This window comes from Bdellovibrio sp. MYbb2, from assembly GCF_056175685.1.
In genome coordinates, this window is the sequence record NZ_JBJKJI010000001.1 from 1,822,624 (window position 1) to 1,848,519 (window position 25,896).

At 50.5% G+C, this 25,896-nt stretch carries 23 protein-coding genes; 16 read left to right on the top strand and 7 right to left on the bottom strand.

Features of this window, described 5'->3' with window-relative positions:
• The first annotated feature begins 4 nt into the window (after positions 1–4).
• The 4 genes from AC04MQ_RS08825 (at position 5) to AC04MQ_RS08840 (ending at position 4,332) form a co-directional block, all read left to right on the top strand.
• On the top strand, positions 5–454 hold the full coding sequence (locus AC04MQ_RS08825) for a hypothetical protein (protein WP_235046127.1): 450 nt from the start codon (positions 5–7) through the stop codon (positions 452–454).
• Positions 445–1,473: a DUF4421 family protein gene (locus AC04MQ_RS08830; protein ID WP_475391863.1), complete on the top strand. Its 1,029-nt coding sequence runs from the start codon at positions 445–447 to the stop codon at positions 1,471–1,473. Before AC04MQ_RS08825 ends, AC04MQ_RS08830 begins: the two co-directional genes overlap by 10 nt.
• 178 nt (positions 1,474–1,651) lie before the next feature.
• Positions 1,652–1,807, top strand: a complete 156-nt coding sequence (locus AC04MQ_RS08835; protein WP_015091764.1) for a hypothetical protein — start codon at positions 1,652–1,654, stop codon at positions 1,805–1,807.
• Between the two features lie 8 nt (positions 1,808–1,815).
• The gene (locus tag AC04MQ_RS08840; RefSeq protein WP_475391864.1) at positions 1,816–4,332 is read left to right on the top strand and encodes a cell wall anchor protein; all 2,517 of its coding nucleotides are present in this window, start codon (positions 1,816–1,818) and stop codon (positions 4,330–4,332) included.
• Positions 4,333–4,461: 129 nt separating this feature from the next.
• On the opposite strand, the gene lpdA is transcribed toward AC04MQ_RS08840, so the two are convergent.
• The 3 genes from lpdA to AC04MQ_RS08855 are packed head-to-tail and all read right to left on the bottom strand — an operon-like array spanning position 4,462 to position 9,855.
• Positions 4,462–5,871 carry a dihydrolipoyl dehydrogenase gene (gene lpdA, locus AC04MQ_RS08845; protein ID WP_015091761.1) on the bottom strand — a complete coding sequence of 470 codons (1,410 nt, stop codon included), beginning with the start codon at positions 5,869–5,871 and terminating at the stop codon, positions 4,462–4,464.
• A gap of 2 nt (positions 5,872–5,873) precedes the next feature.
• Positions 5,874–7,127, bottom strand: a complete 1,254-nt coding sequence (odhB, locus tag AC04MQ_RS08850; RefSeq protein ID WP_475391865.1) for a 2-oxoglutarate dehydrogenase complex dihydrolipoyllysine-residue succinyltransferase — start codon at positions 7,125–7,127, stop codon at positions 5,874–5,876.
• Positions 7,128–7,149: 22 nt separating this feature from the next.
• Complete coding sequence (locus tag AC04MQ_RS08855) at positions 7,150–9,855, bottom strand: 2-oxoglutarate dehydrogenase E1 component (protein WP_475391866.1); 2,706 nt, start codon at positions 9,853–9,855, stop codon at positions 7,150–7,152.
• 251 nt (positions 9,856–10,106) lie between these two features.
• Between AC04MQ_RS08855 and gpmA the strand changes: the two genes are divergently transcribed.
• The 9 genes from gpmA to AC04MQ_RS08900 all read left to right on the top strand — a co-directional run bounded on the left by gpmA (position 10,107) and on the right by AC04MQ_RS08900 (position 19,072).
• Complete coding sequence (gene gpmA, locus AC04MQ_RS08860) at positions 10,107–10,853, top strand: 2,3-diphosphoglycerate-dependent phosphoglycerate mutase (RefSeq protein WP_475391867.1); 747 nt, start codon at positions 10,107–10,109, stop codon at positions 10,851–10,853.
• Positions 10,854–11,116: 263 nt separating this feature from the next.
• Entirely contained in the window at positions 11,117–13,822 is a 2,706-nt protein-coding gene (locus tag AC04MQ_RS08865) for a hypothetical protein (RefSeq protein WP_475391868.1), read from the top strand.
• A complete protein-coding gene (locus AC04MQ_RS08870) occupies positions 13,819–14,307 on the top strand; it encodes a type II secretion system protein (protein ID WP_041577863.1) in 489 nt (162 codons plus the stop codon). The genes AC04MQ_RS08865 and AC04MQ_RS08870 overlap by 4 nt, the downstream gene beginning before the upstream one ends.
• Positions 14,304–15,284 carry a pilus assembly FimT family protein gene (locus AC04MQ_RS08875; protein ID WP_235046126.1) on the top strand — a complete coding sequence of 327 codons (981 nt, stop codon included), beginning with the start codon at positions 14,304–14,306 and terminating at the stop codon, positions 15,282–15,284. The genes AC04MQ_RS08870 and AC04MQ_RS08875 overlap by 4 nt, the downstream gene beginning before the upstream one ends.
• Positions 15,285–15,310: 26 nt before the next feature.
• Positions 15,311–16,465, top strand: a complete 1,155-nt coding sequence (locus tag AC04MQ_RS08880; RefSeq protein WP_041577862.1) for an EF-hand domain-containing protein — start codon at positions 15,311–15,313, stop codon at positions 16,463–16,465.
• 140 nt (positions 16,466–16,605) lie between these two features.
• Positions 16,606–17,052: an Hsp20/alpha crystallin family protein gene (locus AC04MQ_RS08885; protein ID WP_148278836.1), complete on the top strand. Its 447-nt coding sequence runs from the start codon at positions 16,606–16,608 to the stop codon at positions 17,050–17,052.
• 49 nt (positions 17,053–17,101) lie between these two features.
• Entirely contained in the window at positions 17,102–18,346 is a 1,245-nt protein-coding gene (gene hutI / locus AC04MQ_RS08890; RefSeq protein ID WP_475391869.1) for an imidazolonepropionase, read from the top strand.
• 125 nt (positions 18,347–18,471) lie between these two features.
• The gene (locus AC04MQ_RS08895; protein WP_015091751.1) at positions 18,472–18,879 is read left to right on the top strand and encodes a hypothetical protein; all 408 of its coding nucleotides are present in this window, start codon (positions 18,472–18,474) and stop codon (positions 18,877–18,879) included.
• A 13-nt stretch (positions 18,880–18,892) separates the two neighbouring features.
• Positions 18,893–19,072 (top strand): hypothetical protein, encoded by a 180-nt coding sequence (locus AC04MQ_RS08900; RefSeq protein WP_038449975.1) that lies wholly within the window; start codon positions 18,893–18,895, stop codon positions 19,070–19,072.
• Between the two features lie 81 nt (positions 19,073–19,153).
• Here the strand turns inward: AC04MQ_RS08900 and AC04MQ_RS08905 are convergent, their stop codons facing one another.
• Positions 19,154–19,924: a lysophospholipid acyltransferase family protein gene (locus AC04MQ_RS08905; protein ID WP_011165112.1), complete on the bottom strand. Its 771-nt coding sequence runs from the start codon at positions 19,922–19,924 to the stop codon at positions 19,154–19,156.
• Positions 19,925–19,951: 27 nt separating this feature from the next.
• On the opposite strand from AC04MQ_RS08905, the gene glpK reads away from it, so the two are divergent.
• From glpK to AC04MQ_RS08920, 3 genes are all read left to right on the top strand, one after another.
• Entirely contained in the window at positions 19,952–21,433 is a 1,482-nt protein-coding gene (glpK, locus tag AC04MQ_RS08910) for a glycerol kinase GlpK (RefSeq protein WP_475391870.1), read from the top strand.
• A gap of 4 nt (positions 21,434–21,437) precedes the next feature.
• Positions 21,438–22,145: a flagellar brake protein gene (locus AC04MQ_RS08915; protein WP_475391871.1), complete on the top strand. Its 708-nt coding sequence runs from the start codon at positions 21,438–21,440 to the stop codon at positions 22,143–22,145.
• Between the two features lie 82 nt (positions 22,146–22,227).
• Positions 22,228–22,941 carry a beta-sandwich domain-containing protein gene (locus AC04MQ_RS08920; protein WP_475391872.1) on the top strand — a complete coding sequence of 238 codons (714 nt, stop codon included), beginning with the start codon at positions 22,228–22,230 and terminating at the stop codon, positions 22,939–22,941.
• A gap of 30 nt (positions 22,942–22,971) precedes the next feature.
• Here the strand turns inward: AC04MQ_RS08920 and AC04MQ_RS08925 are convergent, their stop codons facing one another.
• The 3 genes from AC04MQ_RS08925 to radA all read right to left on the bottom strand — a co-directional run bounded on the left by AC04MQ_RS08925 (position 22,972) and on the right by radA (position 25,886).
• Positions 22,972–24,015, bottom strand: a complete 1,044-nt coding sequence (locus tag AC04MQ_RS08925; protein ID WP_475391873.1) for a substrate-binding domain-containing protein — start codon at positions 24,013–24,015, stop codon at positions 22,972–22,974.
• A gap of 64 nt (positions 24,016–24,079) precedes the next feature.
• Entirely contained in the window at positions 24,080–24,472 is a 393-nt protein-coding gene (locus AC04MQ_RS08930) for a Crp/Fnr family transcriptional regulator (protein WP_015091745.1), read from the bottom strand.
• Positions 24,473–24,494: 22 nt separating this feature from the next.
• Positions 24,495–25,886, bottom strand: a complete 1,392-nt coding sequence (gene radA / locus AC04MQ_RS08935) for a DNA repair protein RadA (protein ID WP_475391874.1) — start codon at positions 25,884–25,886, stop codon at positions 24,495–24,497.
• Positions 25,887–25,896 lie beyond the last annotated feature (10 nt).

Here is a 25,896-nt window from a genome sequence, read left to right on the forward strand (position 1 = left end):
GAGCATGAAAACGATCTGGGTCTTGTCAGCAGTATTGGTCTGCAGTCTGGACGTTCATGCCATTATCCCACCTGAAGGGCTGGGAGCCGGAGAAGTCGCTATTCGCAGCAATCGCAGCGTGCGCCAGCAGGTGGAATCCTACACCGAAATGCTGGAAAAAGAAGTCGGCAAAGCCAAGAACAACAAAGAACGCTATCGGGCCATGAATAGAATCGTGGGTCAGATCCGTTCATTGCGTGACAATAGCGTGCCGCAAGGGGCGCAGGATGAAGCGCACATGGATTTGATGGTGTCAGTGCTTGAATCCATTCCGGCTGAAAAGAGCTTCAAGAAAAAAGACTGCGCAAAATATGAAAATGATCTGATCAGCCAGTATGAACCCACCGCCGAAGAAGCGCCGATAGAACCCGCCGTTCAACCGGGTTGGAAGGTGTTAGAGTCTTTGTGTCGTTAAAGGGTTTGGCAAAGGCGCTGGGCGCTTTGATTCTGTTGTCCGCATCTGCGGCTTGGTCTGATGTTAAATTGGAGCAAGCCAAATGGGATAAAGCCGGTGATGATGAAGTCAAAGTCACGCTGGGGCCGCAAGTTTCTTCCTATCAAATCGACATTCAGTCGCCGAATGACGGGCCTGAAGCGCAGTTCATGCCCAATGTGGGCAGTAAAACTTATCTTGGAATCAGCTATAGAAACCTGGGCGCCTCGCTCGGATTGAGCAATCCGGTGGACGAGTCCACTGTCGATCAAAAGGGTGAAAGCTCGGCGACGGATTTTCATCTGCGGTTTTACGGTAAGCGCACCTATGAATTCAGCTATCAGTCTTACAAGGGTTATTACCTCGATAATACCGAGGCCATCAATGCGGGTTCCGCCCCCGTTGGGATAAAATACCAGCGCAGTGACATCAGCACCCGTAATATCAGTTTTGTGATGCATTGGAATTTGCGTGAAGACGATTACAGTCTGGGCGTTGCTTTCGGCCAGGATGGACATCAAAAGGAAAGTGGCTGGTCCTATTTTGCCAGTGCGATGATTTCTGACAACAAGATGACGGGGGATTCTCCGTTTATTCCTGCGGGGACTTCTGGTTTTGACAGACTGGCAGACCTGCAGGAACTGGATCGTCAAATGGCGGGCCTGGGTGGCGCCATCGGCGGTATCTGGGCGCGGGGACCGTGGTACGTGACGGGGTTTGCTGCACTTGGAGTTGCCTGGCAGAAGGTCTATGGCAAGTTTGCGACCTCGGGCAATCTGGATGAAAGTTTCATGGGCTATTTTTCGGATGCGAAGGTCGGTGCTGGATACAACGGTGAACGCCATGTATGGGATCTGCAACTGCACTCGGACAATACCACGACGGACTTCCTAGGGGGAACGGTGGATGCGATTCAAATGGAGATGCGTCTGACGTATTCCTATCGCTTCCAGAATGTGGACCTGCCCATGCTGAATACTCTTTCTTCGGTTCTTGATTAATTCAACGTAATCCTGTTGAGTCATGCTCTGGAAAATCCGATAGATTTTCTAAATGCGCGTTATTGTAAAATCTTGTCTCACTTTGATACTTTGGAGTCTTCTGTCGGGCTGCTCGATGGAAGCGTCCATAGTTTCGCTTGAGGAGTCGCCAGTTCCTCTGCGTTCCGTTCCCGGCAAGATGGCTATTTCTCCTTCCAGGCAGATCAGCGCTCAGGATGAATCCGGTCAGTACCGAGTTGAAGGCGTGGTGGGTGAAGTCACCACGACGGATAAATCCTATTCCGATGATGGCGTCTATCAGGCAGAAATCAACATACGCTTTCAAGTCATGTGAGGAACGTTATGGTGAAACGACTTCTGGCGATTCTGGTTTTCAGTGTCCCGGTCTCTGCGGCTTGGGCCAGCGGGCCCAAAGGTATTCAAATTTCCGGGCGCATTTTGGATGTGGCTTCAGAGCTGCCTCTGAGTGAAGGCAGTGTGGATTTTACAGTAAAAGTTCTTAGCCCTGACAACTGTCTTTTGTATCAAGAGCAACATCTGAATAAAGACCTTTCCGCCTCGGACGGCAGTTTTGCCCTGACAATCGGTTCGGGAAGTTCCGCAGTGAATGTCTATGCGACGGCAGGGCAGGAACAAACGCGTGAAAACATTCTGAAGGTTTTTTCAAATGATTCGGTCGTCGCCAACGGGCTGGTGTCGCAACACCAGGGGTCCGAATCCACGGTGTGTTCTGGCTCTTACACTCCTGCGGCTGGCGACATTCGTAAAGTGAAGATCGTCTTTGATACGGGCTCAGGCGGGCCTCGCGCCATCTTGCCTTACCACCAGGTCGGCACTGTTCCTTATGCGATGGTCGCGCAAGAAGCGGCCAAAGCTCGTGATTCCGACAAGCTGGGCGGGGTCGCGGCAGCCAGTTACGCAAAAATCACAGATCTTGTGACCGAAGTTCCCAACAACGAAAGTGATCCGACAGTTCAGGCTTTTGCTAAATCGGCGTTACCTGCGTGTGCTGCGGGCGAAGTTTTGAAATCCAACGGAGCCAGCTTTTCCTGTGTTACTGACACAGGTGGAGCTGTGCCTGTGGCCACTGCGGCGAGCACCGGTGTTGTGCAAGTGGGTTCGGGGTTGTCCGTAAATGGCGCTGGAGTTTTAAGTGTCGGCAGTTTGCCGATTTCTCAAACCACCGGACTGCAGACGGCTTTGAACGATCGTCTGCAAAAAAGTGAATTGCAGTGTGCGACCAATCAGGTTTTGAAATGGGTTTCGATCAGTGACACCTTTACCTGCTCTAATATCAGTATTACCGCCAGTCAGGTGTCTGACTTTAACACCGCAGTGGATGCACGTGTCAGTGCCGCAGACACGGCCAGCCCGAAATTGCCGCTGAACGGTGGCACGATGACGGGTGATTTGAATATGGGTGGTGAGGATATTCTGGCTATTGGTCACATCACCATGAGCGCCACAAAGACTTTACTGTTGGGGAACTTCACGCAAGTGCAGGAAGATGCGCTGGTGCTGAATGCCGGGCACAAAGGCCTTTCCTGGTACAATTCTGATTTAAAAGCACTTCGCTATTACGATGGCGCGGCAAAACTGACGGTGGCGGCAAGTACTTCAGCGTGCGCTGATGGCCAGATATTGAAATGGAATAACACGGCAAAAACCTGGGATTGTTCGGCCGATTCGACGGGGACGGCTCCGGGGGATGCTTCCTACGCAGCCAAAGGCCTTGTTCGCTTTGATACCAGTGCCGATGTTTCAGGAATGACGGTGGCTGCGGGTATCGCAAGTGTGAATACCGGGACGGGGGCACATCAGATTGTGAAGCTGGGGGCTGATTCAAAATTGCCAGCTGTGGATGGATCTGCTTTGACGAATATCAATGCCAGCAATCTTGCCACGGGCACAGTTTCGGCTTCAGTGCTTCCGACGATTTCCGTCGCCAAAGGCGGAACGGGTTTAACATCCGGAACCTCGGGTGGAATTCCTTATTATAATTCTGGCACGACGATGGCGTCTTCAGCAGCGTTGACTCAGCATGGGGTTGTACTGGGTGGTGGCGCGGGTGCTAGTCCCGTTTCAACTGCGGCAGGCACAGGCAATCAGGTTTTGCGTGTCCCTGCGGGGGGTGGTGCGCCGGTCTTCGGGGCGCTGGACCTTTCGTCAGCGGATGTTGTGGGAACATCGGTTTTACCCATTGCAAATGGGGGAACCGGAGCGGCCACAGCAGGTAATGCACGCACGGCTTTGGGTTTAGGAACCGCGGCCGTGGCCACCACGGGCAGTGCCGCCGGCAATGTACCGGTCTTGGGCGTGGGTGGTTTGGTAGCGAATAAAATGTGTGTCTCTGATGGAACTGCCACCGGCATCATTTGTAATACGACTGTTCCGACCGCGGGTGTGGTTGGAACTTTGACTATGTTAGGTGCGAACAACTGCATGTGGAATCAGGCTACGACCAGCTTCACTAGTGTTACGGCCGCTAATTCAAACTGTCCGGCAGCAACTGTGACAGGATCTGCCTCGGCCCCAACTGAAGGGAAAATTCCCGCAATTCGTTTTGCCAATCTTCCTGCTGGTGAATACGAAGTGTCGCTTTTTATGTACTCTTTGTATCCAGTAGATGCCGCCGTCTATTGCCGCTACCGTCTTTGGGATGGAACCAATCATTCGGGGACTGTCGGTGTGCGAGAAGCTGAGACCAGCCACTTAAAAGGCTTCTTTAGCTATGCAACAGCCCAGACGAATTTGACGTTCTATGTGCAAACAGCGACCGATACGGCCACCAAGAACTGTCGTTTGGATATGTCCATTCCGGTTGATGATAAACTGCAAATTTGGGTGAAGCGATTATAAACGGCGAGAGCTAAAAAGAAAAAACCCACAGTCGGGGACTGTGGGTTTTGCTTTTGCTGCTTCAGCTTCCGCGGCTGCCGCCGCTCCAGCTCTGCCGGGCAGGGCCCGAAGCTCTGCCGGCGGGGCCGACTACATCTGGCGTTGACGTTTTTCGACGGCTAAAGCCGCTTCACGCACAACTTCTGACAAAGTAGGGTGGGCGTGGAAGGATCTTGCCAGATCTTCGCTGCTGCCACCGAACTCCATGCAGACGATCACTTCGTGGATCAGTTCAGACACACTTGGACCAACCATGTGGGCGCCCAGGATTTTGTCTGTTTTCTTATCCGCGATGATTTTTACAAAACCTTCAGTGTAGCCTTTCGCGCGTGCACGGCCGTTGGCCATGAACGGGAATTTACCCACGTTGATTTCAATGCCTTTTTCTTTTGCGAATTCTTCCGTGATACCTACAGAAGCGATTTCAGGGTGAGTATAGATCACACCTGGAACGGTGTCGTAGTTCACGTGCCCAGCGCCACCAGCCAGCATTTCTGCCAAAGCCACGCCTTCTTCTTCCGCTTTGTGCGCAAGCATTGGGCCGGCAATAACGTCACCGATAGCATAGATGCCCGGAACGTTGGTTTGGTAATGTTTATCAACGATGATACGACCTTGAGGATCTTTTTGGATGCCCATTTCTTCGCAGCCAACGCCTGTCGAGAACGCTTTGCGGCCTGTGGAAACAAGCACGACATCCGCCTTCATTGAGGACGCTTTACCATCAGTCAAAGATTCGTAAGTCACTTCAACGCCATCGCCGCCAACTTTAGAACCAGTCACTTTCGTGGAAAGAAGGAAGCTCATGCCTTCTTTTTCCATGGATTTCTTAAGCACATTCATGCAGTCCTGATCCATCGTGCCGCCCAAACGGTTGGCATATTCGATCACTGTGACTTTGGCACCCAGACGCTGCCATACAGAACCCAGCTCCAGACCGATCACGCCACCACCCACAACAATCATGGATTTTGGAACTTGATCCAAAGCCAGGGCACCGGTGTTGGATACGATGCGTTTTTCATCGTATTTCAAGAACGGCAGTTCCACAGGAACAGAGCCGGTTGCGATACAGATGGACTTGGTCGTCAGGATTTGAGTGTTGCCGTCAGCACCTTTCACTTCCACTTTGCCCGGGCCTACGATTTTGCCCATGCCAGTGAATGGAGTGATTTTGTTCTTTTTGAACAAGAAAGCGATGCCTTCGGTGTTTTGTTTTACAACTTTGTCTTTGCGAGCCTGCATGGTTGGAAGGTCCAAATCAACTTTGGAAACCTTCACACCATGGGAAGCCAGGTCATGCTGAGCGGCTTGATAGTGCTCAGAACTTTCAAGAAGGGCTTTGGAAGGGATGCAACCTACATTCAGGCAAGTGCCGCCGTAAGTTTTATCTTTTTCAATAACCGCAGTTTTAAGACCCAGCTGAGCTGCGCGAATGGCCCCTACGTAACCGCCGGGACCGGAACCAATAACAATAAGGTCAAATTGAGTGTCTGCCATGATTATACCTCTAGAAGCAATCTTTCAGGATCTTCGACAAGTTCTTTGATTTTAACAAGGAAGCTCACAGCCTCTTTGCCGTCGATGATACGGTGATCGTAAGTCAAAGCCAGATACATCATCGGGCGGATTTCCACCTTGCCGTTGATCGCCATTGGACGATCCTGGATTTTGTGAAGGCCCAAGATAGCTGATTGCGGGAAGTTCAGAATCGGCGTGGACAGAAGGGAGCCGAACACACCACCATTGGTGATAGAGAATGTACCGCCGCCCAGATCATTCGGAGTGATTTTGCCATCACGACCTTTTGTCGCCAGATCACGAATCGCCAGTTCAATGCCAGCCAAAGAAAGTGTATCTGCATCTTTCACGTTCGGAACCATCAGGCCCTTCTCTGTGGAAACCGCGATACCGATATTGTAGTAGTTGTGGTACTCAATGTCCGTGCCGTTGATCCATGCGTTGACGGCAGGGAAGTCTTTCAGTGCTTCAACAACAGCTTTTACGAAGAAGCCGTTGAAACCCAGGTTCACGCCGTATTTTTCTTTGAATTTGTCTTTGTACTTGGAACGAAGCTCCATCACTTTGCCCATGTCCACTTCGTTGAAAGTGGTCAAAAGAGCCGCCGTGTTTTGCGCTTCTTTCAGTTTTTCAGAAATACGTTTGCGGATGGTCGTCATCGGAACAAGTTTTTTGTCGCCTTGTTTGGACGCGGCAGCGGGCAGTGCTGGAGCGCCGGCCGGCGCGGAAGCTGGAGCAGCTTTCGGAGCCGCGGCTGCTGGCTTAGCACCAGGCTGGGCATCAAGAACGTCACCTTTTGTCAGGCGGCCGTCTTTGCCAGTCCCTTGGATGGAAGCAGGGTCAAGACCCTTTTCATTTACGATTCTGTTAACAGCAGGGGACAAGTGCGCAGAGGCATCCTTCCCGGCGGCAGCCGGCTGAGCTGCAGCACCGGCAGGTGCGGAGGCTTTTGGAGCTTCAGCTGCTGGAACTGCTGCGCCCGCTGCTGGTTTTGCGTCTGTATCAAGAGTTGCTACTGTTGCGCCGATTTGAACAACCGCACCAGCTTCACAGCCGGGGTTGATAGTCAAAACACCGTCGTTTTCCGCGACAACTTCCACGCTGGCTTTGTCGGTCTCAAGAAGCATAAGAACTTCATTGCGTTTTACAAAGTCGCCGGATTTTTTAGTCCAACTGCCGATGGTTGCTTCTGTGATGGATTCCCCAACCGCGGGAACTTTAATCTCTTGTTTCATGGCAACGTCCTTTTATAAAAAATTATCTATTAAAAACTGCTTTAATAATTTCAGCCTGCTCAGTTCTGTGTCTGTAGACGGAGCCAGTCGCTGGAGAAGATCTCTCCGGACGGCCCACGTATTCAAAGCCCAGCTTCAGGCCGGCTTTGGATACAACCTCAACAAACTTGAAGTACACATTCTGGAAGGCACCCATGTTTTTAGGTTCTTCCTGTGCCCAAACCAAAGTCTTCGCTTTAGGGTAGGACTTCAGAACTTCCGTCACCTGAGTTGCAGGGAATGGATAGATCTGCTCCAGACGAACCAAAGCCACGTTTTCTTTTTTGGATTTTTCTCTTTCTTCCAGAAGCTCGTAGTAAAGCTTACCGGAAACAAACACCACGGTGTCCACTTTGGATTTGTCGATGGTGTCAGCAATCACTTCCTGGAAGCGGCCTTTTGCCAGATCCTCGATAGGGGACACCGCACGTGGGTGACGCAACAGGGATTTTGGAGACATCACAACCAATGGTTTGCGGAAGTCACGGCATACCTGACGGCGAAGAGCATGATAGATCTGCGCTGGAGTTGTCAGGTTCACAACCTGCATGTTGTTCTGAGCACAAAGCTGCAAGAAACGCTCAAGACGGGCAGAGGAATGTTCCGGGCCCTGACCTTCATAGCCGTGTGGCAGAAGCAGAACCAAACCGCTCATTTGCTGCCATTTGGATTCGCCGGCTGCCAGGTACTGATCGATCACGATTTGTGCGCCGTTGACGAAGTCACCGAACTGCGCTTCCCACATAACCAGGGATTTTGGATCGTGAACGGTGTAACCGTACTCGTAACCCATGACGCCGTATTCTGACAGGATACTTTCAGCCACCAGCAGCTTAGCTTTTGGATTCAGATCCGCCAGTGGGAAGTAAGCTTTGCCAGTTTTGAAGTCATACATACCCGCATGACGGTGAGTGAACGTGCCGCGCACGCAGTCTTCACCGGTCAGACGAACGGAAGTGCCTTCGCTAAGTAAAGAGCCGTAGGCCAGAAGCTCGCCCATGCCCCAGTCGATGTTTTCTTTGCCGGCACCCATGGCTTTGCGGGCCTCCAGAAGTTTGATCAGTTTCGGGTGCGGAGTGAAGTCAGCAGGGTAGCTGCCGATTTTTTCGCCGATCTGTTTTAGTTTCGCCAGATCGAAGGCGGTGTCTGCTGCTTTTTCAAAATCAGCGTCCTTGGCTTTGCGAAGTCCTTTCCAGTTGTCTTCGAACTTGAAGTTCTTAAGCTTGGGCGGATTCTTTTTGGTGTCTTCATAGATTTTTTGCAGACGATCCATGGCCTGGTTGTACAGGTCCTCGGAAGTCTTCGCATCCACAGAGCCTTCAGCTGCCAGTTTCTTGGCGAACAATTCACGAACGGTCGCGTGAGTTTTGATCAGCTCATACATCTGCGGTTGAGTGAAGGCTGGTTCATCCCCTTCGTTGTGGCCGAATTTACGGTAGCACAGAAGGTTGATAACAACGTCTTTGCCGAACTCCTGGCGATAGCGAAGGGCGATGTCCATGCTGCGAACCGCACTTTCAACGTCGTCACCGTTCACATGCAAAACCGGTACGAAAGTCATTTTCGCGGCATCAGAAGCATAACGAGTGGAACGGGTGTCTTTGCCGCTGGTTGTGAAACCAACCTGATTGTCGATGATGATGTGGATCGTACCACCGGTAGAGTGCGAATGAACTCCGGCCATCTGCAGAGTTTCCTGCACGATGCCCTGACCGGCAAACGCCGCGTCCCCGTGAAGCAGAACCGGAACAACATTCTTTTTGCCAGAAGCGCCGATTTGATCCTGAGCCGCACGAGCCATACCCAAGGCAACCGCATTCACTGTTTCAAGGTGGGAAGGGTTGTAAGCCAAAGTGACTTTGCAAGTTCCCGTCGGGGTTTTCTTTTCAGTGACATAACCCAGGTGGTATTTCACGTCGTTGTCGAAGTCTTCAATAGGCTCTGCAAGTTCCAGTGGACCGTTGAAGTCACCGAAAACATATTCTTCAGGCTTGCCGAAGAAGTTCACCAGAATGTTCACACGTCCACGGTGAGCCATGCCCACGTAAACTTCCTGAACCTGCTGGGAGGTGCCTTTGTTCACCAGGGTGTCCATCATCGGCAAAATGGAATCAGCCCCTTCCACAGAGAAACGTTTGGTTCCCACGTAGCGGGTGTGTACGAATTTTTCCAAAGTCTCAGCTTTGGTCAAAGAAGACAGAGCGTCTTTCTTGTCAGCCAAGGTGGGTTTTGCCGGATTGTTTTCAAACTGTTGAGTCAGCCATTGCACTTCTTTCGGGGAAGCGTCGGACGCCTGCAAAGAAAGAGTTCCGCAGTAAGTGGCTTTCAGGTGATTGATGATATCGCTCAACGTGGCATTGGCTTTACCAATCACAGAACCGATTTGAAATTTAGCGTTCAGATCTTTTTCGGTCAGACCGAAACGTTTCAGGGAAAGAAGTTCACCTGCTTGCGGAGCATAAAGCGGGTTGAGGTTGGCTTCAGTGTGGCCGTCAGCGCGATAAGCCTGGATCAGTTGGAAGACTGCCAGTTCCTTGTCGGACATTCCGAACTTGCCACCTTGGGCAAATTCAACACCTTCAAAAAAACTTTTCCATTCAACTGCCAGTGAATCCGGATTCGCTTTGAAGTCAGAGTAGAGTTGTTCGATATATTCTAGATTCGCACTGTTGATGCCACTGTTGCTCACGATTAAACCTCAATTGTTGAGCGGGTTCTAAAACAAGCTATCTCTGCGTTTCTCGTCGTCGACGTACGGGGAGTACGCCTTCCTCCTCGTGCCTTGATATAGCTTGTTTTAGAACCCGCTAGCTCGTGCTAATTTTTCAAAAACTCGGGGGTTTGACACGTCTTAATGCGTAGCAAAACGCCAAGCTATTGATGTTATTTAAAACGCTGTCATGATAGCTCTTTTTCCATCCAAAATGAAGGAGTTTAAGCGTGTATAAGTTGGTGCTAATTCGACACGGCGAAAGTGTGTGGAACCAGGAAAATCGCTTCACTGGCTGGCAGGACGTAGATCTTTCTGAAAAAGGTCGAGCGGAAGCTCTAAAGGGCGGCAAAGCTCTTCGTGAAAAAGGCTTCAGTTTCGACGTTGCATATACAAGCGTACTGAAAAGAGCGATTAAAACTCTGAATTTCGTGTTGGATGAAGTGGATCAGGTGTGGCTTCCAGTCCACAAAGACTGGCGTTTGAACGAAAGACACTACGGAGCCCTTCAGGGATTGAACAAAGCCGAGACTGCGGCTCGTCATGGCGAGGAGCAGGTGAAGATCTGGCGCCGTAGTTACGACACTCCGCCACCTCCAATGGAAGTGAGCGACCCTCGTCATCCTTCCCACGATCCTCGCTACAAAAATGTCGACGCCAAACTTTTGCCTAGCAACGAATCTTTAAAAGACACTGTCGCCCGATTCCTTCCGTTGTGGGACGGCACGATCGCACCTGCTGTAAAATCAGGCAAAAAAGTGCTCATCGTGGCTCATGGGAACAGTTTGCGCGCCTTGATGCAGCATTTGGAGGGGATGACCCCGGATGAGATCATGGGCGTCAATATGCCGACCGGGATCCCGATGATGTATGAATTGGACGCAAATTTGAAGGTCCTGAAAAAGGAGTTCATCGGCGATCCGGACGAGGTCAGAGCCGCTATCGAAGCCGTGGCCAACCAGGGTAAGGCGAAGTAAGCCTTACATTGAAAATTTCATCAAAAAGCCCACTACCTTCCGGTCGTGGGCTTTTTTTTATGTAAACAAGCCAAAATTGATACAAAAACCGTTTTGATCTGAGACACCACCTGCTCTGAAACGGGTCGTTCCACACTCTGAAATCTTAAGTTTGATACGATAAATGTCGATACAAGATACAGGGAGAAACCACCGTGAAATCTTGCAGATCAAAGGGACGTACAGTCTCAAATAATCGAGGAAGTGCCTTCGTCCAAGCCCTTGTGGCTGTTGGCGTTGTCGGCGTGATGATTTACTTCCTTTCTCCTACCGTTATCAAACACCGCAGTCAGGTGACCAAGACCGCATCCATCATCACCGCACGTTTGGCGTTGCACTCGATGGTCGATTACACGCTTTTCGGTATTCGTCAGCGCTGGTGTTTTTCTGAATCCTGGATGGAGGAAAGCTGCGGTACAAGCACGCCTCCGAAAGCTGTTGAGATCCTCAGTCACCCACGTTCGGTGGAGCGTCTGCTGATGAAGCAGGAGTCCGTGGACTTCCTGCGGGCGATCGGTATCGCCAACCCGGAAAAAGTGCCGTTGAAAGAGGGTATTAGTCAGACGATTAATATTTCAAGTTTCTCGACGATGCACCCGGTTTATAAGATCGTGGCTGACTTGAAGGGTTACACGGTTGAATTCATTCAAATCAATATCACACGTGACGTGCGTGCCGCCATTCCTGAGTACGGCCGCGAGGTCTATCTGAAAGTTGTCGTCAGTCTTCGTGACAAGCAGAAAAAGATCATTGAAGTCGGATCCAGCAAGCTTGAAACAACATCCTTTGTCGGCGTGTACCCGCGCGAAGTGGGAAGTTTTGCTCTGCTAGTGGCAGGTGACCTGCGCCTGGACAAAGAATCCGCATCCGATCTTGGGGTCGGTGGCGCTTACTTTAAACAACATGGTTCCCGTGAACAAACGATCAAATATCCCGGTCTGACTTTCGAGTCCCCTGTGTTTGTGAATGGTGCGATTCATTTGCCAAAAGCTCCGGATTTGGCGGTGGACGTTGCTGAAGGGGACACGGTCTATACGCCAGTCACTTTCAAAGACAAAGTCATTCTGGGCTATGGCCCGATCAAACGTGAAAACGTTGAGTTCCGTCCGCGTTCTGCAGGGAATCAAGTCGATCAGTTCTGGTCCAATATCCGTCAATTTGGCGGTTTCCAAAAAGGTGTGGAAGTGGACGGGGAGCGTGATCTGGGCTTGGACTATCTGTCGGGCTATGCGACTGGTTCGGGCAATCCAAGTGTGAATTTGATGGCCCTTTGTAAACGTCACGAAGATCGTAAGTATAAATTAACTACGACAGAGAACAGTCAGTTGACGGGGGCGCTGCTTAGTAAGAGTGGCGGCAAGTATAATTACCGTCTGGCTTTGACAGACGGTAACTTGTTCAATCCCCAGACCAAGGAAGTCGATCAACCATCTGTGAAAAACTTCTTCTCTCGTGATTTGCTTAAGGATTGGGGTCTGACAAGTCGTGCGACTCCGGTCAGTAAGTTCACCATGAGATTTGGTAACCTTGAGGTTGAAGGGGAAGTTCCTTTGGACGGAACTGTCACCCTGGAGCCTAAAATTGACCTGCGTCCATTGGAAAAGAGCATCGAGCGTCAGTTGAGTAATGCTGAAGGCGACTTGGATGATGCCCGCCGCGACCTGAATCAGGCCGCCCGTGCTGTGGAAAGAGCTCGTCGTGATGTGAACGAGGCTGAAGATGATCTGGAACGTGCGCGCAACCGTGTACCTGCTGATCCGGGCAGGGTGGCAAATGCGCGATATGCCCTGAACAATGCGCAAAATGACCTGCGAAATGCAGAAGCCAATAAAAACCGTCTGGAACAGCAGGTGGAAAATTCTGAAAAGCGTGTTTCCACGTTGCGCGGTGACTTGAGTGAAGTTCGTGCGAACATGGGTATTCAGCCGAAAATAAATATCACCATGAAGAATCCGGTGAAAGCAGGGGACAACCCGGAAAACACCAATGCTTCGTTCAAAGACCTGGAAATCAAATTTGAAAACAGCAACGCCCTGGTGAATTCCAATGGCGAGCGTGTTCCGGTGTCCTTTGAATTTGAGGCCTTTGATGTGGCTTATTATAAAGGTTATTCCATGCGTCCGTGGTCCAATAACAACCGTGGGGCCTTGGTATTCAGGCCTGACGGTGGCGGCTTTGATGTGTCGCAAACGTTGTTGGACTCTCGCGGGCAGTCCAAAGGCGGTCTGCCGGACGGAGAAGATCCATTTGTGAATCTGGATCTGGCTTGTAAGACTTTGGGAACCAACACGTCGGCTTTCGCCGGAACGGACTGGTCTAAATCTTTTGCTCCAAATTCCAAGCATTCCTGGTCCTTCACCAACAAGTATGATGATCGCAAAGATCTGATCCTCAATGCCGGTAATGCGTATGCACCTGCAGGCGGTTCAGGCACGGCGGTCTTCCATGTCGTGTCCATGGCAAAAACCTGCATTATCGAATCATCAGCGAATCTGGTTTCTGGATTCCTGAACTGTGAAAAACTTGAGATCCGAAGCCGTTCGGCTCCTTTAAGAATTATTGGAAGCATCATTGTTTCTCAAGGCATTGAGGTGGACGAGCAGGCGTATAAAGCCGGTATTCGCTGGAGCACCATCTATCATCCGATGGCGACCTTCGAGCTTCGACAAGCGGGGATTTTGAAAGGTTTGAATGCTCAGGATTGCACGACTATCAATCGCTATCCGGTATGGCATCCATATCCAAGCATGCGTGACGTCTCGAATCTTTATAAATGTAATTCGATTTCGTTGCGCGCAAAAGCCGATCCTTTCCGCTGGACAGCGGTGGATCCGGACTGCGGTCTGATCAACAACAGCAACTCGACGATGTGTAAAAACCGTCTGATGAGATTCTACGTTCTCGAAGTCTCCAGGGAGTCCGGCATATGATGAAATTAGCATCAAACCAAAAGGGTATGTCCATTTTGGAAGTCCTGCTGGGACTGGCGATGATCACGCTGGTGGGGTCCTTCTTTATCTCAGGGATCCTGAGCATGAAAAAGGTCGCCATGGACAGTGGTACCAAGAACTCGCTGTACAAACAAATCAACGACGTGATCGAAAACATCCGTCCGAATGTGCGTATGTATCAGATCAACTATTTCACCACCGACAAAGAGCGTGAAAACGCCTTGAATCCCGGCGACCTGCCAATGGCGTGGGGTAACGGGATGATGTCTACCGCAAAAGAATGCCCGGGTTGCCCGGGTCGCTATGGTTTTGTGATTCAGGCCTATCCCGGCATGAAGGGGCTTTATCTGGTGACGGTGCGTTTGACCCATCGGGACTGGGCGCAGGGTGAAAAAGCCGCAATGGCCGGTGATGCCAAGTCATATGGCTATGTGGACTATCAATTCGTGGTGAACTCACAATGATGATAATCAAGAATAATCGCGGTTTAACTTTAGCAGAGATGATTGTCGGCGTGGCCCTGATGGGGATCATGGGGATGGTCGCGGCCTCTTTCTTTGTATTCACTGCAAAGACCAAAAAAGAAATCACCAACGAGATCGAAGACAAAGTCGATAACATCCTGGCAGAGCGTATGATCCTGCGGGACTTAAAGTACTCTGAGCCGTCATTCAATAATGTTATCATCACCGATGATAACGGCCGTCAGTTCTTTGACTATGTGGCGGATGTGACGCAATCCTCGGTGGATAATGCTGCCAGAAAATTGACTCTGGAAGCGGGCCGCCGCAATGAATTTATCTTTATCGCGACCAATGAAAAAATGGGCGGTTCGATGATGTATGCGCCGTCGAATGCCTATCAAATTGGAAATGCACCGGGGGACCCTTTTGTTGCGGCCTCTTTGACGTTTGTTTCATTGAATAAAGACAGCATAGTGCAGTTCTCGGATCCTCAGGGGCTGGGTCGCTACTGGCAAGTCGGAAATGTGCTGATGCTGGATACTCCCACTATGGTTCGTCAGATGACGGCCTCGGGTCCGGATTACAGCAAGCCGGCAAGATCGCCGATTTTCCTGGGCAGTGTGCAGGCGCCGGGCGCCACACGTTTGTTGGCTTTAAATATTCCGGGCTTCGTCAACACGACAAATCCGATGTATCCAAGTGAGACAATCGGGGATGAAGATAAGTTCTTAAGGGATATACCGCCTATGGGGGGGGCAGCCCCGTTGGTGCGCTTGAAAGTTGTCAGTATTATCAAGTATTATCTACAGAAGGATACCAAAGGGGGACAGGTCAATGTTTATCGGTCGATGTATACCGGTAGGCAGTTTGGCCCTGGACAGCTCTTCGCATCGGATGTTGCGAAAGTGGAGTTTTCCAGAAAGAGTGCACACGATGCTTTGATTTATTTCAAGATCGTGCGCAATGATAAGAAATAAAAAGGGGAAACCAAAAGGGGGCTTGTATGTTTTGGTTAAGATGGGCTTGTGCAACAGCCATGGTGGTGTCATCCACTGCGAATGCACAGACTGAACAGCAGCCTGCAGCCGTGAATTCGGGAGCCGGGGGCTCAGCAGGTTTTCAAGGGGTTGTTCTTTCCGGCCAGGCCGCCAGGGCTTCGGTTGATGGAATCACTGTGAATATCTCCAACACGTGTTTTGGTACTAACTTAAGACACGTTTCCAATCCGCTTTCGCCGGTTTCCAGCGTGTCAGTAAAGCTGACCTTGCGGGAAAAGGGCGCACTTAAAACTTACACCGTGAAATATCCGGCCAATGTCGTGACCCAAGCAGGTAACGATGCGCAAGTGACTCAGATTTCAGATGTCACTGCCGGGGTAAAGGCTCAGTATGCTGGTAACAGCGTGCGTGTAGTCTTGCCGGTGAATTTCACCACGACAGTGGATGAAGAGGGTAATATCTCGAATGACTTTGAAGCCAAGCTTGAAGCCGTCAGCTTTGACCAGGTGTTTGCGCCGGGCCAAAAGCAGGGTGGGGAATACATGGGTTATAACGGAGCGCTTTCCGCGTCTGTTTACACCAGTAACTCCAAAGATGGGAAGCAGTACAGCGTATCGGCCTTCTTCCCGGGCGAAAACGGCTATTGCGGCGGTTACTTCTCACCACTAATGGTGTTCTTCGATGACAAGATGCCAAACTTCACAGCGGTGACCGACTTCCCATTGAATCCAACGGGCAAAACAATGTGGCCTGAAGCTGGTGCGCCAGGTGCCTTCATTGCCGTGGACCGCAATGGTGATGGTCAGATCACGACTGAGGACGAACTATTCGGTAATCAGGGTGACAAGTTCAAAAATGGTTTCGAGGCTTTGCGCGAATTTGATTCGAACAAAGACAATGTGATCGACAAGAACGACAAGGACTTTGCAAAGCTTCAGCTGTGGTTTGATAAAAACGGCGATGGCAAAGTGCAAAAAGGTGAGCTTGTACCACTGAAGTCCCGCATTGAATCCGTGTCATTGAAATATGATGATTCCGCCGTGAGCGGTATTGCGGACCGTGCTCAGATCCGAGAGAAGAGCACCTTCGTCTTTGTTGAAAAAGGCAAAAAGAAAGAAGGTCGTGTGATCGATCTTTGGTTCTCGCCAAAAATGAAGTAAGTCTTAATTGAAAATTTAAACCGAAAAGCCGGAGTGTGTGATAGCACTCCGGCTTTTTACTTTTGACACTGACCCTTGTGCATTCTTGACGCTTTAGCGCGGTGTTTTTAGGTTTAAGGCATCTCAATAAGGAGGATGCCATGCCTATGCGAAGCTTAAGTCCTTGGGGCGGTCGCCGTCGTCTGCCTTCGTCGGATCTATTCAGTCAGTTCGAAGATTTTATCAATGAATTCGACCGCAATGAATCCAGTGCCCTGGCGCGGGCGGGATTTGATTTCTCTCCGTCGGTGGATGTGGAAGAAAAGGATAATGCCTATCTGGTCAGTGCGGATCTGCCAGGCCTTAAAAAAGAAGACATTAAGGTCGAGCTCAATGACAATATTCTGACGATTTCCGGAGAGCGCACCCGTGAAACGAAATCCGAGGGGCACTATTCAGAAAGATCTTATGGTCGCTTCCAAAGATCTTTCACTTTGCCGGTCAAAGTACAGACAGAAAAGATTGAAGCTCACTTTGAAGATGGAGTTTTGCGCCTGACCCTGCCTAAATCAGAGGGCGCACGCAGTCATAGTATCAAGATTATGTAGGAACACGGTTTTAGCTTGATCCCAGAAACCCATGTGCTTGAATAAGTGCATGGGTATTCTGCTTAAAAATATATCGACACTTCTGACTCTTCAGGGCGCCGCTGCCAAACAAGGCCGTCGTATCAAGGAAGAGGATCTAGGCCTTTTGCAACAAGCCGCCATCGTCATTGAAAAAGACAAGATCGCCTGGGTGGGCCCGCAGAAGAAACTTCCCAAAGAATTCTCGCGGAAAAAGAACTTGCGTGATTACGACATGAAAGGGCGTACGGTTTTGCCGGGCTTTATCGAATGTCACACGCATCTGATCTTTGCCGGGGATCGCGCGGCTGAATTTGAAATGCGCAATCAGGGCGTCAGCTATCAGGAGATCGCAGCCAAGGGCGGCGGGATTCTGTCGACGATGAAAAAGACCCGTGCTTCCAGCGTTAATGATCTGGTGAAAACCGGGCAGAAGCGTGTGGATAACTTCATTTCTCAAGGCGTGACCACGGTTGAAATTAAATCCGGTTATGCCCTGAACCTGAAAAATGAACTGAAAATGCTTCAAGCCGCACAAAAGCTTTCAGGCATTCGCACGGTGAACACGTTCCTGGGGGCGCATGCTTTGCCGCCGGAATTTAAATCCTATGAAGACTATCTGACCTTCCTGGCAGACGAAGTCCTGCCAGTCGTTGCCAGGAAGAAACTGGCAAGAAGGGTGGATGTCTTCATTGAAAAAGGATTCTTCCCGCCGGAAGCTTCTGAAAAGTATCTGCGTCGCGCCCAAGAGCTGGGTTTTGAAATCCTGATTCACGCCGATCAGATGTCTTTAAGCGGTGGCAGCGAGATCGCTGTGCGCCTGGGGGCCTTGTCTGGCGATCACTTGTTACAGATCGAGGACAAAGAAATCAGAAAGCTCGCACAAAGCGAAGTGACCGGTGTGCTTTTGCCAACCGCGGATCTTTATACCAAAACCAAATATCCACCGGCTCGCGCGATGATCGATGCGGGAGTGCGTGTGGCCTTGGCCACGGATTTCAATCCCGGGACTTCGCCAACGCAAAATTTGAATCTGGTGGGATTGCTTGCGCGCCTTGAAATGAAGATGAGTTTGCCGGAAGTCATTGCCGCATACACAGTGGGCGGAGCCTATGCTTTGAATCTGCAGGATCAAGTGGGTTCGCTGGAGGTTGGCAAGTCTGCTGATATTTTGTGCATCGATCAAGACTGGCAGACGCTGTTCTACAGTGTGGGTGAAGCCTCTGAGAAGGTGGTTTTCTCGAGAGGAAAGAAGGTTTTTGGCACTCTTAAATAATCTGATGCGTCAGAAAATTTAAGATTCTTAAAATTTCCTTTGAATTAGGAAGGGTTTTCTTCCTAGTCTTGGGGTGTGTCTGTGGAGGGGGGAGCTACAACATGAGGTCGTCATACACCACGTTAATGCAGTCGAAATATTTTAATCCTGCTTTTAATAGTGCCATCTTTGATGGCCCTGTTCGTATCTACTTTGCCCAGTTCCACGAAGCTTTGGCTTTGAAAATCTATTTCCTGATTCAACAGAAGTTGACGGTGGAAATGGCTAAGGCCAAAGAGGTTTCCAAAGCAGCTGGGGCAAACATCCTTGTGATGATTTATCCGACTGAAGACAGCTTCTTGTTGTCCTTTGAAGATGCCGCTAAACACATCAGCCCTCTGGAAGTAGAGAAATGGCATGACGATGTGGTGATTGGTCTTCGCGGGCCGATTGCGGATGAGAACTTGGACCTTTTGGTCGAGTCTCTGCGTCTCACAATGGAAAACTGGCGTCCAGCCGCCATGCTGAAAGCTTCCGCTCCTGCGGAAGTGTGATAGAATCTGATACATGAATAAACGAGGTCAAATCGTGGTGGAGTACGTGCTCCTCCTCGTCCTAGCCGTCAGTCTTGCTGCTTTGCTGGTAAGCCGACTTGTCAGTCGGGAAGAAGGCAATGAAGGCATCCTCGTGGCGAAATGGCAGAATATCTTACAAGTCATCGCCGACGACTTACCTGATAAAAAATGAACCGGCTGCTGAAAATAGCCCATCCGACTGCGTTGTCGGGCGGCCTTGCGGCTGTGCTATTTTGAGCAGCCTCTACTGTTTTTATAGGAAGGCGTTGCCGCGTTTTTGGATTTCTTCTTCTACGGCGGTTTGCATGCGTTCTTGGATGTCTTGCGCGATCTCGTGGACCAAGTCTGCATCATCTACAGCCGATGGTTTGTAAGGAAGAGTGATTGGTTCCAGGAAGCGGATGCGCCACTTGGCTGGCAGCGGAATCACGTTCAGTGGCAATGGAATCACCGAGCCCTTCAGGAACTTGGTGAATTTGAGTTTTTTCAAATTAATATGAGTTTCTTCGGCACCTAAGATCACCACCGGGACGATCGGGCATTGGGCTTCCAGGGCCATGCGCACGAAGCCGCGTTTGAATTCCTGCAGTTGATAGCGCTCGGTGGTCGGCTTGAAATTACCTTGTTCACCTTCTGGGAACAAAACAATCGCATTTCCTTTTTTCAGCGCATTGATGCCATTTTCATAAGTGGCTTCGGTGAAGCCCATCTTGTTGGCGGGAATTGCGGTCGTTTCGGTCAGAAACCAGAAGTGATGTGTCAGCACGCGCGGAATGCGTTTGGCTTCCTGTTGCACCACGTGGCCCAGTAAGAAGGCATCAAAACCGGTGTAACCCGAGTGATTGGGCGCCAGGATCACGGCGCCACGGCGAGGGATGTTTTCAACACCTTCAATTTCCAGGCGGAAGTACTTGCGCAGGATCTCCAAAAGAAAACGCGGCAGCACACGGAAAATCAAAGTGTCACGATCCAGAGATCGTAAGCCAAAGATTTTTTCGTTGGGTTTCTTCAGGAAATTCTTCATTATTAATACATCGATTGGAGAGTGTTTATGTCTTCTTTTATCATGGCCATTGACCAAGGGACAACCAGCTCAAGAACATGCATTATCAATCAAGCCGGAGGTCTTGTCGCCGAGGCTCGTGAGGCATTCAAACAAATCTTCCCGAAACCAGGCTGGGTTGAGCACGATCCAGAAGATATCTGGTATTCCACGCAAAGATCCATGCGTCTGGCGTTGGAAAAAGCAAAAATCAAAGGTTCTCAGATTCGCACGATCGGGATCACCAATCAGCGTGAAACCGTGATGCTTTGGGACGCGAAGTCCGGAAAAGCTCTGCATAATGCCATCGTCTGGCAATGTCGCCGTACGCAGGATATCTGCGAAAAGCTAAAGAAAAACAAAAAAGAGAAGATCATCACCGCCAAGACGGGTTTGGTGCTGGATCCATACTTTTCAGCCACAAAGATCCAGTGGTTGTTAAAGCACGTTCCGAATGCGGCAAAGAAAGCCAAAGACGGTCAGGCCCTGGCCGGTACGGTCGACAGCTTCTTGTTGTGGAAACTGACCGCAGGGCACTCGCATAAGACGGATGTAAGTAATGCCTCTCGTACGATGCTGATGAACATCCACACGGGGTGGTGGGATGAAGACCTTTTGAAAATCTTTGGCGTGCCTGAAGGCATCTTGCCAGAGATCTGTCCTTCCAACTCTGATTTTGGTGTGACTCAAGGTCTGGGCTTTATGCCGGACGGAATTCCAATCACCGGAATCGTCGGCGATCAGCAAGCGGCCCTTTTCGGCCAGACTTGTTTTGAAACCGGTGATTCCAAGTGCACCTTCGGCACCGGAAGTTTCTTGCTTCTGAACACCGGCAAAAAAGCCGTGAAGTCCAAAAACAAGTTGCTGACAACGATTGCCTGGAAACTAAAAAACCAGGAAATGACTTACGCACTGGAAGGCGGCGCCTTTGTCTGCGGCGCTGCAGTTCAGTGGCTGCGCGACGGACTGGGATTGTTCCAGCAATCTTCGGACATCGAAGCATTGGCAAAAACCGTCGACAGCACCGATGGGGTCGAGTTCGTTCCGGCTTTGACGGGACTGGGAGCTCCGCACTGGCAGCCGGAAGCCCGCGGGCTGATTTGTGGTCTTACTCGTGGCAGTACCAAGGCACACATTGCGCGTGCGACCCTGGAAGCCATGGCATTGCAAAATGTGGATATTCTAAACACCATGCAAAGGGATCTGGGCAAGAAACTGCGTGGAGTCCGTGTTGATGGCGGCGCTGCTGCCAATGATTTGTTGATGCAGCTGCAGGCCGATTACTGCGGAGCCAACGTGGTTCGCCCGCAAAATCTGGAAACCACAGCTTTGGGCGCGGCCTTCATGGCAGGGCTGGGCGCGGGTGTGTGGAAAGATTTAAAAGAAATCAAACGCGTGTGGAAAGTGAACAAAGAATTCAAAGTGAAAATGACCCCGAAGGCACGCAAAGAGCGTCTGCAGCGCTGGGCGCAGGCTTTGGAGCGAGTGTAATCACATGGCCGTGAACATGCCAGGTCAGACCATTTTCAAGAAAGTCGCAGTGTCGGAAAAGAAAATGCTTTTCCGCGAAATTGCTGACGATAAATTGCAGCTGTCGATGAAGGGCTCGGTTAATGAAGATGTGTTTCATCTGATCGCCGTGCAAACCGACAAGGATGAAACTCTGCTTTGTCATCATACGGCCGATTCTAAAGACGTCACGCAACCTCAGAAAGTGGTCGTGAATTTTCCGTTTAAGAGCGAGCGCTATTTCTTTCAGACCGAGCTCAGCTTCAGTGTCGGTTGGGCGGTGTTAAGGACCGATGTGGATCTTTTCCAGCTGCAAAGACGGGCCAATGCCCGCATTGATATTCCGGGCAAGTACGAAGCTATTTTCAGCATTCTTCACCATGGCGGTAAGGTGCATTTCATTGAAAGCCGGGTTCGTGATATCAGCGCCGGGGGCCTGAAAGTCGAATTCAAAGGCGCGGCTCCCGAGCTTAAAATCGGGGATCAAATCAAAGGCGCCTTGCGCCTGGGGGTTCGTCGCGCCATGGAGTTCGACGTAGAGGTGCGTTTTGCCCAGAAGCGGGAAGTCGACGGGGAGATCATTCAAACTGCTGGTTTACAGTTCTTGAACGTCACAAACATCCTGGAAACGCGCCTATTGAGTTTGATGATGGATTTGCAGCGCGAATTGTTCTTAAAGTACCCTAAGAAATAAGTTCATGCAGGGCCGTTTGGTGTCACTTTGTTCAGGCACGGATCTTGGAATAACTCCTTCGTCTTCAAAAAAAGGAGTCTTTATGAAACTACCAGTGTTGAGTGCCCTTTTGACCGCAGCCGTTTTGCTGCAAGGTCCCGTAGCCGGAGCGCAAATCCGCCCGGGTCATCCACCAGATCGTGGTGGCAACGACGAGCGTCGTGATGACCGTCGTGACAACAACGACCGCCGCGACAATGATCGCCGCGGACCAGATCAATACAATGACCGTGATGACCGTCGTTACGAAAACGATCGCAGAGATGAACGTCATGGCGGCATTCGTCCGGATCGCCCGCCAGTAAGACCGGGACCTCGTCCTGATCCATATCCACAACCGTATCCTCCACACCGTCCAGATCCACATCCTCCGTATCCAAACCCACCACGTCCACCGAACAACTACGGTGAATCCACGGTGCGTTTCTATGGAGTTTCCCGTCGCAGTGGTGGCGAGTGGTTGCGTGTGGCGTTCAACTATGCTTCTTACGTGGACTATGTTCGCGTGAATCCGTACTTCAACGGCGTTCAGTTGCATGAAACTTATGCGATCACTCAAAGCGGTCGTCGTATCCAGCTTCGTCAGTTAAGCTACACTGGTACATTCTACTACAGCCTGACTTCTGAATACCTGACAGCAGGGGAGCGTATCACGGCGATCGACATCCGTGCTGAGTCCATGGGTGGGAATTCGGATCTGAACGTGACTGTGACTTCCAGCTACGGCGCGCCTTCTATCTATCCAATCCGTTACTAGTTATAAAAAATCCCTGGGGTCTGTTCGGCCTCAGGGATACCAGATTTTCGAGTAAGCTTCTTTATAGTTCAGCTTCGATTCAAGATTTCCATCTTTTAAATTCTTCAAAATTTCCTGAGTGATCACCAAAGGTTCTGTTGTAAATCCGCTTTCACTGCTTCCGGCAAAGGCGCGATTCATTTCGTCTGCGACCTGCCACCCTTGGGCCTTCAAGGGTTCCGCGATCGTGGCTAATTGTTGAGATAAACCGGATTTAATTCGGTGCAGGGCCGTGGCGGAACCATCCCCGGCAGAAACGTTGATCAGATCTTTTCGTCCGATTCTTTTTAAGGGAAAGTTGATGTGATCAAAATAGATGTCGTTGATGGCCAGACTGTGAGTCCACTTTTTTCCAAAACGGTCGTTCAGTTTGGAAACGGCACCCGGCATCAGATGTTCAGCCTTGGAAATTTGCACATCCACTATGTCCAGAACCTGGCAGTTCTTGTGTTCATCGATGATCTTTTTCATGTGCAGGGTTTTGGCGCGGGCGATGGAAAAGTCGTTGTCCGTAAAGATCACAACTCCTGACTTTTCAGAGCTTTCACACACCAGTTTTGCGGCCTTTTCCGCCACAATCAAAGGATCCGTTGTCACATTTGAAAACATCAGATTCGAGCTGCCAGGACGGGGAGCCGAGTGCCAGCCTACAATCTTGATATGAGTGGATTGGGCTTTTTTGATTTCGGGGCGGAAGTCGGCAGCGTCAAAACCCCCAAGAACAATTCCGTCTGCGCCCGCTTGAATAGCCTCATTCAAAGCTTTTTGAATTTTGGTGCGGCTGCCCTGGCCATCACGAACAGTGATATTCCATTTTAAAACACGGCCTGCCGATAGAAAGCCTTCACTGACGGCGGCGGCGCCACCATTCTTCATGTCTGAAGCTATAAAGATGATCTTGCGGCCTTCCTGAGCCTTCGGGCCGGAGGCAGGCCCTTCCCAAGTGGGAATTTCCAAAGCGGAAGCCTGCCCCAAGGACAGCGGCAAAAGCCAAAGCAGAGTTGTTAAGAAAAGATGTTTAAATGAGCTAAGCATTTTCTCCAGCATACAAGCAGGATTGGAAAATAACCAACTCAATGAAATTACAATTTTATGATTTTTAGGACTCTCGTCTGCGGAACTGTTCGGCTTCGCGAATTTTTTCCGTCATGTTCTGCAGGCGATCGGTGAAAGACTTCAGCATGCACTCAGCCCAGGTTGGCAGTTCTGACAGAAGTTGCTGGAACCCCTCTTCAGAGACCTTCACCAGCACAACATCGGTAACGGCTTGGGCCGAAGCCGAACGTGGGCTTTTGGAAATCAGTGCGAACTCGCCAAAGGATTCGCCATCCACGATGTCGCAAATGGGAATTCGTTTGCCCATTTGGTCTTTCGTGAATATGCTCACCACACCGCTTTCGACAATGTAAAAGTGATTTTCGATGTCACCTTCAAAGAAGATAAAGTCACCGGGTTTATAAGTCTCTTTTACAATTGCGCCCTGAGCATCCATGCCGGAAATCCTTTTCTAGGTCCTATATGATTTTATTCAGATCATGCACGTTTTTGACAAACGAAATCTTCTTGTCCTTGGAAAGCTTTACCTCTTCCAGGTGGCGTTTGTTGGAAAACGGGATGACAAAGTGTTTAAAGCCCAGTTTGTCGGCTTCCTTGATTCGTTGTTCAACAAAGGACACACCACGAACTTCGCCGGTCAGACCGATCTCGCCAAAGTAACAAGTCTTGGCGTCAAGATCACGACGGTTTTCGGTCGACAAGATGGCCGCCGCCACCGCCAAATCCGAAGCCGGTTCCACCAGTTTCAAGCCGCCAACGACATTGATAAAGATATCGTTATGGGCCAGGCGCACATCCAGGTGACGATCCAAGACGGCAGTCAAAAGATGCAGACGGTTGATATCAATACCCAAAGCCGTGCGACGAGGCATCGCCATGGGGCTTGATAACGTCAATGCCTGAACTTCACACAGCAAAGGTCTTGTGCCTTCCATCGAAGCAAACACGGCAGAACCAATCAGCTGATCGCCGCGTTCTTCCAGGAACAGCTCTGACGGATTAGAAACCTCTTCCAACCCCTTGGAGTTCATTTGGAACACACCCAGCTCGTGGGCTGCACCGAAACGGTTTTTCAAAGAGCGCAGCAGGCGGAAGTTATAGGAAATATCGCCATCAAAGGACAGCACGCAGTCCACCATGTGCTCCAAAACTTTGGGGCCGGCGATGTTGCCGTCTTTAGTGACGTGACCAATCAGGATCACGGTGATGCCATCGTGCTTCGCAAGGCCCATCAGATGCCCGGCGCACTCACGAACCTGGGATACGGATCCCGGTGCGGCCTGCAAGTCGGGCAGGAACATCGTTTGAATAGAATCGACAACCAGAACATCCGGTTTCTTGAATCTTGCCATCTCCATCACGGCCGTCAGATTGCTTTCACAGCCGACTTCGATCAGTGGCGAACGGATTCCCAAACGGTGAGCGCGGGACCCGGTTTGAGAAACGCTTTCCTCGCCGGAAATGTAGAGCACCTTGTGCTTGTTGTTGGCTAAACCACCGGCCATTTGCAGCAAAAGAGTGGATTTTCCAATGCCCGGAGATCCCCCCAAAAGCAGGAAACTTCCCTTGGCCAAGCCGCCGCCCAAAACGCGGTTGAGCTCTTCGAAACTTGTATCAAAACGATCCAATTTCACTTCTTCAAGTCTTTGGTCCAGCGCGACGGGTTTGGACCCTGTGCTTTCGCGTTCGCCAGACCCTGTAGACCATCCTCGAGTTTTTACCTCCGGCATCTGCAGTTCTTCGACGTACGAGTTCCACGCGCCGCAGTCAGAGCATTTGCCTTCCCACCTTGGTCTTTGGGCCCCACAATTTTGACAGGTATAGATCGTTTTAGTTTTCGATTTTGCCATAGATATTCGG